The organism is Streptomyces cacaoi (genome assembly GCF_006539165.1).
In the GTDB taxonomy this organism is placed as follows: Bacteria; Actinomycetota; Actinomycetes; order Streptomycetales; family Streptomycetaceae; genus Streptomyces; species Streptomyces cacaoi.
Window position 1 is genome coordinate 1 of the sequence record NZ_BJMM01000197.1, and the last position, 501, is coordinate 501.

1 protein-coding gene is annotated in these 501 nt (G+C 71.3%); it reads right to left on the minus strand.

The features are described from left to right. Positions 1–480, minus strand: a 480-nt coding sequence (locus SCA03_RS34910; protein WP_170223882.1) for an AMP-binding protein, incomplete at its 3' end; no start/stop codon positions are given. Between the last annotated feature and the right edge of the window lie 21 nt (positions 481–501).

The following is a 501-nucleotide window of genomic DNA, read 5'->3' on the forward strand; positions in this document are numbered from 1 at the left end:
GTACGCATTCACCAACCTGCGCCCCACAGCCCAACGCTCCACCACCTCACGACCACACGCCTCACCAGCCACCACCAACGTCCCCACCGAACCCAACACACCCACCGGCAACGACACCAACACCGACGGCGGCACGGTGACCACGTCGATGGCGTTGTCCGGGTCCGTCAGCGCGTCGACCGGCGAGCCGGAGGAGACGAGCACCAGCGTCGCGCCGGCCGACAGCGTCGTGCACAGCTCGGAGACGGAGGCGTCGAAGCTGGGCGAGGCGAACTGGAGGACCCGGCTCTCCGGAGTGAGGGCGAAGCCCCGCGTCTGCGCGGCCGCGAGCCCGGCCACGCCCCCGTGGGTGACGGTCACACCCTTGGGACGGCCCGTCGAGCCGGAGGTGTAGAGCACATACGCCGCCTGCTGCCGAGAGAGCACCACCTCGGGGCCGCTCTCCCCGTACTCCTCGGCACACCCCTCGGCCGCGACCACCGCCGGATCGTCCACCACCAG